At 73.3% G+C, this 14,763-nt stretch carries 14 protein-coding genes; 10 read left to right on the top strand and 4 right to left on the bottom strand.

All coding sequences use genetic code 11. The features are described from left to right. Nucleotides 1-96 precede the first annotated feature (96 nt). The 6 genes from ACIP5K_RS24145 (at nucleotide 97) to ACIP5K_RS24120 (ending at nucleotide 5,444) form a co-directional block, all read left to right on the top strand. Entirely contained in the window at nucleotides 97-984 is an 888-nt protein-coding gene (locus tag ACIP5K_RS24145; protein ID WP_401412537.1) for a 3-keto-5-aminohexanoate cleavage protein, read from the top strand. A 27-nt stretch (nucleotides 985-1,011) separates the two neighbouring features. After that, entirely contained in the window at nucleotides 1,012-1,980 is a 969-nt protein-coding gene (locus ACIP5K_RS24140; RefSeq protein ID WP_401412535.1) for a 3-hydroxyacyl-CoA dehydrogenase NAD-binding domain-containing protein, read from the top strand. Then, on the top strand, nucleotides 1,977-2,426 hold the full coding sequence (locus tag ACIP5K_RS24135; RefSeq protein WP_401412534.1) for a thioesterase family protein: 450 nt from the start codon (nucleotides 1,977-1,979) through the stop codon (nucleotides 2,424-2,426). Before ACIP5K_RS24140 ends, ACIP5K_RS24135 begins: the two co-directional genes overlap by 4 nt. Nucleotides 2,427-2,469: 43 nt before the next feature. Continuing rightward, on the top strand, nucleotides 2,470-2,898 hold the full coding sequence (locus ACIP5K_RS24130; protein ID WP_401412533.1) for a GNAT family N-acetyltransferase: 429 nt from the start codon (nucleotides 2,470-2,472) through the stop codon (nucleotides 2,896-2,898). Nucleotides 2,899-3,099: 201 nt separating this feature from the next. Then, nucleotides 3,100-4,434, top strand: a complete 1,335-nt coding sequence (locus ACIP5K_RS24125; RefSeq protein WP_401412531.1) for a hemolysin family protein — start codon at nucleotides 3,100-3,102, stop codon at nucleotides 4,432-4,434. Further along, entirely contained in the window at nucleotides 4,431-5,444 is a 1,014-nt protein-coding gene (locus ACIP5K_RS24120) for a hemolysin family protein (protein WP_401412529.1), read from the top strand. Before ACIP5K_RS24125 ends, ACIP5K_RS24120 begins: the two co-directional genes overlap by 4 nt. A gap of 21 nt (nucleotides 5,445-5,465) precedes the next feature. Here ACIP5K_RS24120 and ACIP5K_RS24115 read toward each other — a convergent pair whose 3' ends face one another. Beyond that, a complete protein-coding gene (locus ACIP5K_RS24115) occupies nucleotides 5,466-5,732 on the bottom strand; it encodes a holin (RefSeq protein WP_401412527.1) in 267 nt (88 codons plus the stop codon). 142 nt (nucleotides 5,733-5,874) lie between these two features. On the opposite strand from ACIP5K_RS24115, the gene ACIP5K_RS24110 reads away from it, so the two are divergent. Then, a complete protein-coding gene (locus ACIP5K_RS24110) occupies nucleotides 5,875-6,645 on the top strand; it encodes an SGNH/GDSL hydrolase family protein (RefSeq protein WP_401412525.1) in 771 nt (256 codons plus the stop codon). 81 nt (nucleotides 6,646-6,726) lie between these two features. Here the strand turns inward: ACIP5K_RS24110 and ACIP5K_RS24105 are convergent, their stop codons facing one another. The 3 genes from ACIP5K_RS24105 to ACIP5K_RS24095 all read right to left on the bottom strand — a co-directional run bounded on the left by ACIP5K_RS24105 (nucleotide 6,727) and on the right by ACIP5K_RS24095 (nucleotide 9,741). Next, the gene (locus ACIP5K_RS24105; RefSeq protein WP_401412524.1) at nucleotides 6,727-8,793 is read right to left on the bottom strand and encodes a glycosyl hydrolase family 28-related protein; all 2,067 of its coding nucleotides are present in this window, start codon (nucleotides 8,791-8,793) and stop codon (nucleotides 6,727-6,729) included. Nucleotides 8,794-8,890: 97 nt separating this feature from the next. Further along, nucleotides 8,891-9,556 carry a hypothetical protein gene (locus tag ACIP5K_RS24100; protein WP_401412522.1) on the bottom strand — a complete coding sequence of 222 codons (666 nt, stop codon included), beginning with the start codon at nucleotides 9,554-9,556 and terminating at the stop codon, nucleotides 8,891-8,893. Further along, nucleotides 9,553-9,741 carry a DUF4177 domain-containing protein gene (locus ACIP5K_RS24095; protein ID WP_401412520.1) on the bottom strand — a complete coding sequence of 63 codons (189 nt, stop codon included), beginning with the start codon at nucleotides 9,739-9,741 and terminating at the stop codon, nucleotides 9,553-9,555. The genes ACIP5K_RS24100 and ACIP5K_RS24095 overlap by 4 nt, the downstream gene beginning before the upstream one ends. Nucleotides 9,742-9,940: 199 nt before the next feature. Between ACIP5K_RS24095 and purB the strand changes: the two genes are divergently transcribed. From purB to ACIP5K_RS24080, 3 genes are all read left to right on the top strand, one after another. Then, nucleotides 9,941-11,380 (top strand): adenylosuccinate lyase, encoded by a 1,440-nt coding sequence (gene purB / locus ACIP5K_RS24090; RefSeq protein ID WP_401412518.1) that lies wholly within the window; start codon nucleotides 9,941-9,943, stop codon nucleotides 11,378-11,380. A 241-nt stretch (nucleotides 11,381-11,621) separates the two neighbouring features. Then, complete coding sequence (locus ACIP5K_RS24085; protein ID WP_401412516.1) at nucleotides 11,622-13,289, top strand: MFS transporter; 1,668 nt, start codon at nucleotides 11,622-11,624, stop codon at nucleotides 13,287-13,289. Continuing rightward, entirely contained in the window at nucleotides 13,286-14,743 is a 1,458-nt protein-coding gene (locus ACIP5K_RS24080) for an amidase (protein ID WP_401412514.1), read from the top strand. Before ACIP5K_RS24085 ends, ACIP5K_RS24080 begins: the two co-directional genes overlap by 4 nt. The last annotated feature ends 20 nt before the right edge of the window (nucleotides 14,744-14,763 follow it).

The following is a 14,763-nucleotide window of genomic DNA, read 5'->3' as shown; positions in this document are numbered from 1 at the left end:
CGGCCCCCGGGCCCGGCTCCGCCGTCCCCCGACCCCGTCCCCGACCCCGTTTCCGTCGCCCGCCCGCCTTTCCCCCGAGAGGATCCGACGCGACCCATGAACCAGGACGTCATCATCACCTGCGCCCTCACCGGCGCCGGTGACACCGTGCGCAAGAGCCCCCACGTCCCCGTCACCCCCGAGCAGATCGCCGCCTCCGCGGTGCGGGCCGCCGAGGCCGGCGCCGCCGCGGTCCACATCCACGTACGCGATCCGGAGACCGGCGCGCCCTCGCGCGACCCGCGGCTGTACCGGGAGGTCGTCGAGCGCATCAAGGAGACCGGCACCGACGTCGTCATCAACCTCACCGCCGGGATGGGCGGCGACCTCGTCGTCGACCCCGACGAGCCGCTGCGGCAGCTGCCCGGCACCGACCTCGTCGGCGGTCTGGAGCGGCTGCCGCACGTCGAGCAACTGCTGCCGGACATCTGCACCCTGGACTGCGGCTCGCTGAACTTCGGCGACGGCTCGAACCTCTACGTCTCCACGCCCGACATGCTGCGCGCCGGGGCCCGCCGCATCCAGGAGCTGGGCGTGCGGCCCGAGTTGGAGATCTTCGACACCGGACAGCTGTGGTTCGCCAAGCAGTTGCTCGCCGAAGGACTGCTCGACGACCCGACCGTGTTCCAGCTCTGCATGGGCGTCCCCTGGGGAGCGCCCGCCGACCCCGGGGTGCTCCAGTCGATGGTGCACATGCTGCCCGAGGGCGCGCGGTGGGCGAGCTTCGCGCTCGGCCGGATGCAGATGCCGTGGGTGGCCCAGTCGGTCCTGCTCGGCGGGCACGTGCGGGTCGGCCTGGAGGACAACCTGTATCTCGGCAAGGGCGTCAAGGCCACCAACGCCCAGCTCGTGGAGCGCGCCGTGACGCTCGTCGAGGCGATGGGCGCCCGGATCGCCACCCCCGACGAGGCCCGCCTCCAGCTCGGTCTCAAGCCCCGCGGCTGAGGCCCGACCCACCCAAGGAGTCCTCGCTTGACCTTCACCGAGAAGACCTCCCCCGAGTCCGTGCGCCGCGTCGCCTGCGTCGGCGCCGGAGTGATCGGCGGCGGCTGGGTCGCGCACTTCCTCGGCCGCGGCTACGACGTCACCGCGTGGGACCCCGCGCCCGACGCCGGGGCCCGGCTGCGGCGGCTGGTGGACGCGGCCTGGCCCGCACTCGAACAGCTGGGGCCCGCCCCGGGCGCGTCGCCCGACCGGCTCACCGTCACCGACACCCTCGAAGAGGCCGTCGTACACGCCGAGTTCGTCCAGGAGAGCGCTCCGGAGAAGCTGGAGCTGAAGCGCGAGCTGCTCGCGCGGCTGGACGCGGCGACCCCCGCCGGGGTCGTGATCGCCTCCTCCACCTCCGGCTATCCGATGACCGACATGCAGACGACGGCGGGCGGCCCCGGCCGGCTCGTCGTCGGGCACCCCTTCAACCCGCCGTACCTGATACCGCTCGTCGAGGTGGCGGGCGGCGAGCACACCGACCCGGGGGCCGTGGCCTGGCTGTCCCGCTTCTACGAGCGCGCGGGCAAGTCCGTGATCACCATGGACCGCGAGGTGCCCGGCTTCATCGCCAACCGCCTCCAGGAGGCCCTGTGGCGCGAGGCGCTGCACATGGTGGCGAACGGCGAGGCGACGGTCGCCGACATCGACCGGTCCATCACCGAGGGGCCCGGCCTGCGCTGGGCGGTCATGGGCCCGATGCTCACGTTCGCGCTGGCGGGCGGCGAGGGCGGCATGGCCCACATGCTCGACCACTTCGGGCCGTCCCTGAAGTCGCCGTGGACCCGGCTCGAAGCCCCCGAGCTGGACCGGGAGCTGTACGACGCCGTGGTGTCCGGCTGCGACGCCGCCGCCGCCGGGCGCACCGTCGCCGACCTGGTCGGCGAGCGCGACCGGGACGTCATCGCCGTGCTGCGCGCGACCGGCCGGCTGCCCCGGGGCGGTGACGCGTGAGCGCCCCACCGCTGTTCCACGCGACGGTACGGCCCGAGTGGATCGACTACAACGGCCACATGAGCGAGGCGTTCTACGTCCTGGTCTTCGGGTTCGCGACCGACGCCCTGATGGACCGCACCGGCGTCGACGCCGCCTACCGCGAGCGCACCGGCTGCTCGCTGTACACCGTCGAGTCCCACGTCCGCTATCTGCGGGACGTCCCCGAGGGGACCGCGCTCACCGTGCGCACGCGGGTGCTCGGCGCGGCCGGGAAGAAGGTCCGGTTCGCGCACGAGATGTCCGCGGGCGGCCCGGACGCCGTCGCCACCATCGAACTGCTCGCCCTGTACGTCGACCAGCGGGCGGGCCGGGCCGTCGCCCTCCCCGACGCGCTGCGCGACCGGCTCTCGGCGCTGGCGGAGCCGGCGCCGCCGTGGGCGGGACGGTCGGTCACCGGCCCCTGAAAGCCGTTGCGGCGCGCGGCCCCCGCCTGGTTGCGTACGCGTCATGAACGATCTCCGCATCCGGTCCGCCGCCCCCACCGATCTCGACGCCGTGCTCGCCTTCTGGAAGGTGGCCGCCGAGGGCACCAGCATCAGCGACGACCGCGCGGGCGTGGAGCGCCTGGTCGCCCGCGACCACGCGGCGCTGCTGCTCGCCGAGCGCGACGGCGAGCTGGTGGGGACGGTGATCGCCGGGTTCGACGGCTGGCGGTGCCATCTGTACCGGCTCGCCGTCCGTCCGGACGCACGCCGGCAGGGCATCGGGTCGGCACTGCTCGCGGCGGCCGAGGAGCGGTTCCTCGCACTCGGCGGGCGGCGCGCCGACGCGATGGTCCTGGACCGCAACGCGGCGGCGCACCCCGCGTGGACGGCGGCCGGTTACGCACCCGAGCCGCAGTGGAGCCGCTGGGTCAAGCCGCTGACCGAGCGGTAGCGTGACGAACGCTTTGCCGATCCTTTACCATGGGCCCGTGCCCCGCATCGCGCGGGGCACGCCAGACCTCTCCAGTGAAAGGTGTGAGCGTCCGCCCATGGGCGAGCCTCCCAGTACCCGGTCGAACCCCCTGCGCGGTCCCCGAGATCGCGCGCCGCAGCCGTCCCTGGCCGATCATGGGACGGAGGTGACGACCCGATGATGACCGAAGTACTCCTGCTCGCCGTCGCAGTGCTGCTCTCGCTGGCCTGCGGCGCCTTCGTGGCCGCCGAGTTCTCGCTCACCACCGTCGAGCGCGGTGAGCTGGAGGATGCCGTCGAGCGGGGCGAGCGCGGCGCCGCCGGCGCGCTGAAGGCCGCGCGCAACCTCACCTTCCAGCTCTCGGGCGCCCAGCTCGGCATCACCGTGACCAACCTGGTCGTCGGCATGCTCGCCGAGCCGTCCATCGCCAAGCTCATCGCGGGGCCGCTGGAAGGCCTCGGTATCCCGAAGGGCGCGTCGACGTCCGTGGCGCTGGTGCTGGGCACCGCGCTGTCGACGGTGTTCCTGATGGTCGTCGGTGAGCTGGTGCCGAAGAACTGGGCGATCTCCTCGCCGCTGGCGGTCGCCAAGCGGGTGGCCACGCCGCAGCGCTGGTTCAGCGCCGTCTTCCGGCCCTTCATCACCCATCTGAACAACACCGCGAACCGGCTCGTGCGCCGCTTCGGCATCGAGCCGACCGAGGAGCTGGCCTCCGCGCGCGGGCCGCAGGAGCTGATGGCGCTGGCCCGGCACTCCGCCAAGGCGGGCGCCCTGGAGGCGGACACCGCCGAGCTGTTCGTCCGCACCCTGAACCTGGCCGACCTGACCGCGGAGAACGTGATGACGCCGCGCGTCCAGGTCGTCGCCCTCGACGTGCAGGCCACCTGCGAGGACGTGGCGAACGCGACCCGGGCCACCGGCCTGTCCCGCTTCCCCGTCTTCCGCGGCAACCTCGACTCCGTCGTCGGCATCGTCCACATCAAGGACGTGCTCGCCGTGCCCGCCGCGCAGCGCGCCCGCTCGCGCGTGTCCGAGCTGCTGCGCGAACCGCTCCTGGTGCCGGAGACGCTCTCCGTCGACCAGCTCCTGGACCGGCTGTCCGGCAGGCGGACCATGGCCGTCGTCATCGACGAGTACGGCGGCACGGCCGGTGTGGCCACCCTGGAGGACATCGTCGAGGAGGTCGTCGGCGAGGTGCGCGACGAGCACGATCCGCACGAGACGCCCGACATCGCGCCCGCCGGCGCGGACGACGCGGGCCGCGCGGTGTACTCGGCCGACGGCGCCGCCCGCACCGACCAGCTCGCCCGGGTCGGGCTGCGCGCCCCCGACGGTCCGTACGAGACCCTGGCCGGGCTCGTCGCCACCGAGCTGGGCCGCATCCCCGACACCGGCGACAGCGTCGAGGTCGCCGGGTGGCGGCTCGACGTCGTGGACGCGCACGGACACCGTGCCGCGCGCGTGCTGCTGCACGCACCGCTCGCCACCGACACCGTGCGGGAGGAGGCCCGATGACCGCGATCCAGCTCCTGATCGGCCTGGCGACCCTCGTCGTCAACGCGTTCTTCGTCGGCGCCGAGTTCGCGCTGATCTCCGTACGGCGCAGCCAGATCGAGCCGCACGCCGAGGAGGGCGACCGCCGGGCGCGCAGCGTCCTGTGGGGCCTGGAGCACGTGTCGGCGCTGCTGGCCGCGGCGCAGCTCGGCATCACGCTGTGCACCCTGGTGCTCGGCATCGTCGCCGAGCCGGCCATCGCCCATCTCCTGGAGCCGGTCTTCGACGCCGTCGGGATGCCGCACGGGCTGGTCCATCCGATCGCGTTCGTGATCGCGCTGGCCGTGGCGACGTATCTGCACATGCTGCTCGGAGAGATGGTCCCGAAGAACATCTCGCTCGCCGAGCCGGTGCGCGCCGCGCTGGCGCTCGGCCCGCCGCTGGTCGCCGTCGCGCGCGCCCTGCGCCCGGTGATCTTCGCCGTCAACGCCTTCGCGAACACGCTGCTGAGACTGTTGCGCGTGGAGACGAAGGACGAGGTCGCGGCGACGTTCTCGGACAGCGAGCTGGCCCGGCTGGTCCGGGACTCCTCGGAGGCCGGTCTGATCGACGACCGCGCGCAGGAACGGCTGCACGACGCCCTGGAGCTGGGCCGCCGCCCGGTCAAAGACGTGGTGCTGCCGCTGGAGAAGGTCGTCTACGCGCGCGTGGGCGTCACTCCCGAGCAGTTGGAGCAGCTGTCGGCCGAGTCCGGGTTCTCGCGCTTCCCGGTCGTCGACGAGGGCCGGCGCATCGTCGGCTACCTCCACGTGAAGGACGCGCTGGACGCGACGCCGCGCGATCTGCCGTTCCGGGTGCCGGACATGCGGTCCATCGCGCGGGTGCGCGAGGCGACCCCGCTGGACGACGTGCTGACCGCGATGCGGCGCAGCCGGACGCATGTCGCGGCGGTGCTCGGCGCGGACGGCCGGCTCGCGGGCCTGGTGACCATGGAGGACCTGCTGCGCGAGCTGTTCGGCCAGCCCGTGTGAGGGGCGGCGTGCGGGCCGGGTTCAGTCCGCGCGCCGCGCCGCGGGTTCGCCGGTGGGGGTCTCCAGGATCCCGGGTCCGTGGGGGCCGACGCCCGCGGCGCCGAGCGCGGTGAGCACCGCCAGCACCGTGGCGAGGCCCGCCGTGCCGAGCGCCGCCGCCCAGTCGACGTCGAGCAGGCTGGTCGCCCCGGCGACCAGGACGGCCGCCAGTGACTGTGCGAAGGTCCGGACGGCCCGTTCGGCGGTGGCCTTCCAGAAACTCGTCGTCCACATGCTGCCCATGCCCATACCGGTCTCCCCCGCTCTGTTCCGTGCCCCGGGTTTTCCGTTCCTGTGCCGGCCCGGTGCTCCCGGCATACCGCCGTACCCGCCCGCTGCCCAGACCTGCGGCGGACGCGACCGGTGGGGCCGGGATACCATCACTGGCGCCATGCAGATGAATGCCAACTACACCAGTCTTGTCGCGGTCGGCGACTCCTTCACCGAGGGCATGTCGGACCTGCTGCCCGACGGCTCCTACCGCGGCTGGGCCGACCTGCTGGCCGCCCGGATGGCGGCGCACACCCCGGGCTTCCGCTACGCGAACCTGGCGGTGCGCGGCAAGCTCATCGGGCAGATCGTCGACGAGCAGATCGACGTCGCCGCGTCGATGCGGGCCGACGTCGTCACCCTGGTGGGCGGGCTCAACGACACCCTGCGCCCCAAGTGCGACATGGTCCGGGTCCGCGACCTGCTCACCGAGGCCGTCGAGAAGCTGGCGCCCTCGTGCCGGCAGTTGGTGCTGATGCGCAGCCCGGGCCGCAACGGCCCGGTCATGGAGCGGTTCCGGCCGCGCATGGAGGAGCTGTTCGTCTGCATCGACGACCTCGCGGCCCGGCACGGCGCGCTCGTCGTCGATCTGTACGGGGCCGGTGTCCTCGGGGACCAGCGGATGTGGGACGTGGACCGGCTGCATCTGACGGCGGAGGGGCATCGCCGGGTCGCCGGGGCGGTCTGGGAGGCGCTCGGCCACGCCAGCGAGGACGACTGGCGGTCGCCGCTGCCGCCCGCGGTCCGGGCGACCTGGGTGACGCGCCGCGTCAGCGACGCCCGCTTCGCGCGGCAGCACCTGGTCCCGTGGATCGGCCGCCGGCTGACCGGCAGGTCCTCGGGGGACGGCCGGCCGCCGAAGCGGGCCGACCTCACCCCGTACGACGACTGAGTCCGGGGGCCGGGACGGGCGCGTGCCCCGACGGGCACGGGGCTCGTCGGGGCACGCGGTCGTCCGGAGGGCGGTGTGCTGTCACCACGCTCCGGGGGCGGGCGGAGCGACGACGGCCGGACGGTCGTCGCAGGTGATGGTGTTCGGCAGCTCCCAGGGGGCGAGCCAGGGGCCGGTGGTGCCGCCCCCGTCGTTGCCGCCGAGGTCCCGGACGGTGAACTCGGATCCCGTCGAGGGGAAGTTGAAGGATCCGCAGTTGTTGATGCCGACGGCGCCGACGTTGCGGGCGTCGACGTTCTCGAAGGAGGCCGAGCCGGCCGCGCGGGCGCTGAGCACCGAGGTGCCGGTGCCGTCCACCCGGATGTCCTTGAAGTGGACGCCCTCGATCCGGTACTTGTCCTTCACCGGGAAGTCGGACACGAACATGATCGCGTTGTAGGTGTTGTCCAGGAAGTGGTCGCCGGTGACCCGGATGTCCGCGTCGATGTCCTTCTCCAGCGCGTAGAACCAGATGGCGCCGAGACCGATCCGCCAGTTCAGCTCGAACGTGCCGGCGCGCACCGTCGTGTTGTCCGTGATGTCGAGCTTTCCGGTGAACGGCTCGGCGCCGAAGCGCGAGCCGACCTGGATGGCGCTGCCCTCCCGGACCGGGTCGGCGATCAGGTTGCCGGTGACGGTGTTGTCCGTGCCGCCGTAGATCGCGATGCCGTTGGCGAGGACGGGCGTCTGGACGGTGTTGTGCGCGAAGGTGTTGCGCGCGTTGCCGGTCTTCTCGGACCACATGGCGAGCGCGTCGTCGCCGGTGTTGCGGACGAAGTTGCCGGAGACCGTGGAGTCGGTCACGCCGGTGTGGAAGTTGAGGCCGTCGGCGATCTGGTCGGCGATGACGTTGTCGGTGACGCGCAGTCCGCGCATCGGGCCGTCGAACCACAGGCCGACCTTGGTGTGGTGCAGGTACAGGCCGGAGACGCTGGAGTCGCTGAGCGCGCCGCCCACGGCGTTGACCTGGTCGGTGTCGACGCGCTCGCGCACGTCGCCCTCGACGGCGAAGCCCGACAGGTGGACGTCGCTGCTGCCGCCGTCCGCCGCGTCCTTGCCGTAGAAGCCGACCCCGGTGTGCACGGAGCCGTCCGGTGCCGGGGTGCTCAGGGCGACCTCGCGGCCCTTGAAGATGGTGTACCAGCTGCCCGCGCCGACGATCGTCACGTCGTCCACGACGATGTGCCGGTCGACCTTGTACGTGCCCGGCGGGACGTAGACCTTCAGGTGCTTGCGCTGGGCGAAGGCGATGGCTCTGTCCAGGGCGCCGGCGGAGTCGCGGCGGCCGAGCGGGTCGGCGCCGAAGGCGAGCACGTTCGCGGCGACGGGCACGACGCGCGGCGGGGCCACGAGCTCGGAGTCGAGGAGGTCGATCACGGTCCAGGCGGCCGGGGTGCGGGCCGGCACGCTCAGCCGCACCGTGTCCCCCGCGTGGTAGGTCCGCCCCAGCCGCAGGCGCTGCTCGTCGTAGAAGTGGCTCGGCCGGAAGGGCTTGTCGACGACCGGGGCGGGCGTGGTCGCGTTCGGCACACACTGGCACTCGGTGATCCACCAGTCGGGGTGGAGCAGGTCGGCCTGCGGGTCGTTGCTGAAGGGGTACTGGTTGTAGAGCCACGCGTACTGCGAGGTGAGCGTCATCGTGGCGCGGCGGGAGCCGTTCACCGCGACGTCCAGCGGCGCCGTGATGCCGCCGCCGCCCGCGACGTCCGGGATGCTGTAGCGGACCGTGAGGGCGTTGGCCGTGCGCGGCAGGGTGAAGTCGACGTACTGGCCCGGCCGGAGTCTGACGGCGCTGCGGCCCGACGCCTCGGACGGGAGCGTGTACGCGGTCCGGTCGGGGCCGATGACCGTGCCGTTGGTCCGGGCGTTCTCCGCCTCCTGCTCGGCGAAGGGCACATCGGCGCCGCGGCCGGCGACGAGTGCGGGGTCGAGGCCCGCGCGCGTCACGACGGGCCGGGCGTCGGTGCTCGGCCCGGCCACGGCGTCGGTGCCGACCAGCGTGAGGCCGAGGGAGGCGGACACGGCGACGAGCACGGTGGCGATCCTGGCGGGTCTTCGCGGCAGGACGTCGAGCCGTCCCGCGGCCGCGCGGGTGCTGAACCACGACATCAGTTCCTCGTTTCTCTCACGGGTGCGGCGACAGTAGGGCGGCCATGGCCGCTCCCACAAGAGAAGAGCGAAGAGTTTTCGTCGTGGAATCAGCAATCTACGTACTTCTGTTGAGATTTTGCGTGCGTGCGAGGTCTGCGGCGGGCAGCTCCACCGTGGAGACGACGCGCGTGAGCGACGGCCCGCGCGGCACGGACCCGAAGCCGAAGCGGACGGGCGGGTCCACCGGGCGCAGCGCCCCGAGGTCGGCGCCGTCCCAGGTGGCGTCGACGGCGGTGAGCGGCCGGTGGTCGAGCGCGGCGTACCACTCGCGCCGCCCGCCCCCGGCGCTGCCGCGCGTGCGCACGCCGGGCATCAGCAGCCGGGCGGGCAGGTCGCACACGGCGGCCCAGGCCGGTGCGGCCGCGACCCGGCGGGGGACGGCGCGCAGCAGGTGGCCGAGCGGGTCCCGGCGCCCGGTGGTGAGGCGCAGCCGCAGGGGTCCGGCGCTCACCCGCCAGGCGGCGGGGCCCGGCTCGACGGTGACCGGGCAGTGCGTGACGGTGTCGAAGGAGTAGGTCCCCGCCACGAAGTCGGCGACCTGCGCGGTGGGCGCGAGCAGTTCGCGGCGCCCGTCGGTCGCCTCCACCATCACGTCGGCGAACGGGCCCCAGGGCGACCGGGGCCAGTACCCGACGACCAGCCGGGTCCCGGAGGCCGTGCCGGCGCCCGCGATCCAGCCGTCGAAGCGCAGCCGCCGGTCCCGGCGGGCCGCCCCGCTCACGCGCGCGGGCGCTTCACGGCGACGGCCAGCTCGACGGCCTGGCCGGTGCCGTAGCCGGGAGCGATCGTGCTGAACGCCTCCCAGCCCTCCGCGCCCAGCTCGTTGAGGTCCTTCTCGATCTGCTCGTAGTCGAAGCCCTTCATCCGCAGCTTGTACTTCAGCACCCTGTACTCCCAGGCGGCCATCCGTCCCAGCTCCCTTCGCTCTCCCCCGCGCGCTCCGCGCCGGGCGACCTCTCCTCCCTACCCGGCACCGGCACCCCGACGCCGCGCACGGCGCGCCGTTCACCCGGTTCGCGCGTGATGTCCGCGCCCGCGACCTGGAGGTTCCTCCACTCCTCGGCCGGTTCTGAGCCTGTAGGGACGCCCGGTAAACTCCGTACACGTGACTGCGCCTGCAAAGCCCCGTATCCCGAACGTCCTCGCCGGACGCTATGCCTCCGTCGACCTCGCCATCCTCTGGTCCCCCGAGGAGAAGGTGAAGCTGGAGCGCAGGCTCTGGCTCGCCGTCCTCAAGGCCCAGCAGGACCTCGGGATCGAGGTGCCGGACGGCGCGATCGCCGACTACGAGCGGGTGCTGGACCAGGTCGACCTGGCCTCGATCGCCGAGCGCGAGAAGGTCACGCGGCACGACGTGAAGGCCCGCATCGAGGAGTTCAACGCACTCGCCGGGCACGAGCAGGTCCACAAGGGCATGACGTCGCGCGACCTGACGGAGAACGTCGAGCAGTTGCAGATCCGGCTCTCGCTGGAGCTGGTCAGGGACCGTTCCGTCGCCGTCCTGGCGCGTCTGGGCAAGCTGGCCGGCGAGTACGGCGAGCTGGTCATGGCGGGCCGCTCGCACAACGTCGCCGCGCAGGCCACCACGCTCGGCAAGCGCTTCGCGACCGCCGCCGACGAGCTGCTCGTCGCGTACGGCCGGGTCGAGGAGCTGCTGAACCGCTATCCGCTGCGCGGCATCAAGGGCCCGGTCGGCACCGCGCAGGACATGCTCGACCTGCTCGGCGGCGACGCCGCGAAGCTCGCCGACCTGGAGGACCGGATCGCCGGTCACCTCGGCTTCTCGCAGGCGTTCACCTCGGTCGGCCAGGTCTACCCGCGCTCCCTCGACTACGAGGTCGTCACCGCGCTGGTGCAGCTCGCGGCCGCGCCGTCCTCGCTGGCCAAGACGGTCCGGCTGATGGCCGGGCACGAGCTGGTCACCGAGGGCTTCAAGCCGGGCCAGGTCGGCTCGTCGGCGATGCCGCACAAGATGAACACCCGCTCCTGCGAGCGCGTCAACGGCCTCATGGTCATTCTGCGCGGCTACGCGTCGATGACCGGCGAGCTGGCGGGCGACCAGTGGAACGAGGGCGACGTGTCCTGCTCGGTGGTGCGCCGGGTCGCGCTGCCGGACGCGTTCTTCGCGCTCGACGGCCTGCTGGAGACGTTCCTGACGGTGCTCGACGAGTTCGGCGCGTTCCCGGCCGTCGTCGCGCGCGAGCTGGACCGCTACCTGCCGTTCCTCGCCACCACCAAGGTGCTGATGGCGTCGGTGCGCGCGGGCGTCGGCCGCGAGGAGGCCCACGAGGCCATCAAGGAGAACGCGGTCGCCTCCGCGCTCGCCATGCGCGAGCAGGGTGCCGAGCGCAACGAGCTGCTCGACAAGCTCGCCGCCGACCCCCGGATCCCGCTGGACCGCGCGCGGCTCGACGCGCTGATGGCGGACAAGCTGTCGTTCACGGGCGCCGCCGCGGGCCAGGTCGGCCAGGTCGTCGGCCGGGTCGAGGAGATCGTGAAGCAGCACCCGGACGCCGCCGGCTACACGCCGGGCGCCATCCTCTGACACGCCCCCCGCACCGCGGCGGCGCCAGCCGCCCGAAGCCATCTGAAGCCGCCCGTGACCGTCCGACGCCGGACGCCCGTCGCGGGCGGCTTCCGTGTGCGACGGCCCGCCGGCCCGGCGCGCGGCTCCGGGCCGATCAACAAATATCGCCCCGACCCCTTCTACGTACCGACCAGTCGGTACTAGCCTCGCGGCGGCGAGCACGCACCCCGGCGCGCCGCCGACCAGCACAGGAGGCAAGGTGTCGATCTCGTTCACGCTGCGGGGGCCGGGCGGACGACGGCTCGACCGTTATCCCGAACGTGGCGCCCGCTACTGGTATCTGGCGATCGTCGTGCTCGTCACGGTCGTCCTGTACTACCAGTTGTACGTGCAGTACGCGGTGTCGACCGCGATCATCGCCGAGTACCACATGACGTTCCTGTACTTCGTCTACATCTCGGTGGCCGCGAACGCCGTCGGCGCGTTCGCCTCCCTCGCGGCCGGGTTCGCCGACCGCTGGGGCCGGGCCAACATCGTGGTCTACGGGCTTCTGGTGGTCGGCCTGCTGACGACGTTCGCGCTGCCGCACGCGCCCGGCAGAACGAGTTATCTGCTGCTCTACTGCGCGGTCGCGCTCGTCGAGGGCATGATCCTGGTCGCCACACCGGCCCTGATCCGCGACTTCTCCCCGCAGTTGGGCCGCGCCTCGGCGATGGGCTACTGGACGATGGGGCCGATCATCGGCTCCCTGGTGGTCACGGCCGTCACCTCGCGCACGTACGGGGACGGGACGAGCTGGCAGGACGAGATCCGCTTCGCGGGCATCAGCGGGCTCGTGCTCTTCGCGATCGCCCTGTTCGGGCTGCGGGAGCTGGCGCCGGCCCTGCGCGACCAGATCATGGTGAGCCTGCGCGACCGCGCCCTCGTCGAGGCCCGCGCCAAGGGCATCGACACCGATGCCGCGCTGCACGGCCAGTGGCAGCAGATGATGCGCCTCGACGTCATCGGCTCGGCCGTCGCCATCGGCCTGTACCTGCTGCTGTACTACGCGGCCGTCGGCAACTTCGTCCTGTACTTCTCGACGACGTTCGGATACTCGGCGCAGCGCGCGAACGCCCTGCTCAACTGGTACTGGGGCGCGAACGCGATCTCCCTCGTCCTCGCGGGGCTGCTCTCCGACCGGCTGCGGGTGCGCAAGCCGTTCATGCTGGCGGGCGCGCTCGGTTCGATCGGGTTCACCCTCGCCTTCACACTGCACGCGACCCAGCCGCACACCGGCTACTACACGTTCGCGTTCATCGTCGCCGGGATCGGCGTGACCAGCGGGATCGCCTACTCGCCGTGGATGGCGAGCTTCACCGAGACCGTGGAGCGGCACAATCCGGCGGCCACCGCGACGGGCCTGGCGATCTGGGGCTGGATCGTCCGCATCACGGTGGCTCTCTCCGCCGCCTGCGTCCCGCTCGTCGTGAACACGGTGACCCCGCTGATCGAGCACGGCACCGAGGTGCGGGCGGCGTCCGTCCAGGCCGCTCCGGCGCTCGCCGTCACCGGGGCCCACCCGAAGCTGTTCGCCGAACTCGACCGGTACGGGCCGGGCGAGGTGCCCCCGGCGCTGCTCGCCCGCGCCCGGCGGGAGGTCGGCGACGACGGGCTGCGGACCGTGCGCGAGGCCGCGCCGCAGCTGAAGATCCTGCGCGAGCACGGCGACGAGGTGCGGCAGGCGGGGGCGGACAACCCCGGCGCCTGGCAGACCTGGTGGTGGGTGTGCCTGGGCGGGCAGGTGCTGTTCGTCCCGTTCGTCTTCGTGATGACCGGCCGGTGGCGCCCGCGCGACGCCCGGCGCGACCTGGAGCGGCACGAGGAGTCGGTGGCCCGTCAGGTCGCCGGGATCCGGCACGACGCCCAGGAGGGAAGCACCGTATGAGCACCCCCACCGCACCGCACGCGCTCACCGCGCTGGAGCAGGCCGCCGCCGTCCGCGCCGGCGACCTCGGCCCCGAGGACCTGGTCCGCCACCACCTCGCCCGCGCCGAGGCCTTCGACGCGGCCTACGGCGCGTTCGTGACCCGCACCCCCGAGGCGGCGCTCGCCGCGGCGGCCGCGCTGCGGGAGCGCCCGGACGCCGTGCGGGACTCCCCCCTGTACGGGGTGCCCACGGCGGTGAAGGACCTCACCGACACCGCCGGTGTGGCGACCACCTACGGCTCGAAGGCGTTCGTCGCGCACGTGCCGACGGCCGACGCGCACAGCGTCACGCGACTGCGCGCGGCCGGTCTGGTCGGCCTCGGCAAGACCAACACCCCCGAGTTCGGCTGCTGTTGCTACACCGACAACGACATCACGGGCCCGGCGCGCAACCCCTGGGATCCGACGCTCTCGGCCGGCGGGTCCAGCGGGGGGTCCGCGGTCGCCGTGGCGCTCGGGCTGGTGCCGGTAGCGCACGCGAGCGACGGCGGCGGCTCGATCCGGATCCCGGCCAGCGTGTGCGGTCTGTTCGGCATCAAGCCGTCGCGGGGGCGGGTCAGTTCGGGCCCCGCGGGCGCCGAGGTCACCGGGCTGGCGGTGCAGGGGCCGCTGGCGCGCTCGGTGCGGGACGCGGCGGCCCTCCTCGACGTGCTGGCCGGGCCCGAGCCGGGCGATCCGCACTGGGCGCCGCCGCTGCCCGCGGGCGAGACCTTCCTCGGCCACGCCGACCGCGCTCCCGGGCGGCTGCGCATCGGCCGGTACGCGACGCCGGCGGCGGACGGCGTCACCGTCGACCCGCAGTGCCTGGCCGCGTGGGAGCACGCGTCGGCGCTGCTGGAGAGCCTCGGGCACGTCGTGGAGGACATCCCCACGCCGTTCGGCCCCGGGATCGGCGACCACTTCGTGTCGGCGTGGGGCGTGCAGTCGCTCGGGTACGCGGTCGACGCGGACCGCGAGGCGCTGCTGCGGCCCGTCACGCGGGCCTGGCGGGAGTACGGGCGCGGGGTGTCGGGCGCGCGGTTCGCCGCCGCGATCACCGGGATGCAGCGCGCCGCGCGGCGGGCGGTCCGGGCGACGGCCGCGTACGACGTCGTCCTCACGCCGACGCTGGCGACCGTGCCGCGGCCCGTGGAGTACTTCGACGAGTCCGGCGATCCGCTGGTCAACCTGTACCGGCAGAGCGCGTTCAGCGCGTTCACGAGTCCGTACAACATGACCGGGCAGCCCGCCGTGAACGTGCCGCTGTACTGGACCGCCGAGGAGGGCGTCCCGATCGGGGTGCAGCTCGTCGGGCGGCCCGCGGACGAGGCGACCCTGATCGCGCTGAGCGCGGCCCTGGAGGAGGCGCTGCCCTGGCGGGACCGGTACGCGCGCCTGCTGTCGGCGTCGGATCCGGCGGCGCTCACGGGGTGAGCTGAGGGGCTCCGGGGACC

The organism is Streptomyces sp. NPDC088785, assembly GCF_044750685.1.
Lineage (GTDB): Bacteria > Actinomycetota > Actinomycetes > Streptomycetales > Streptomycetaceae > Streptomyces.
The sequence above is the reverse complement of the archived record's forward strand: the minus strand, read 5'-3'. Positions and strand labels throughout refer to the sequence as shown.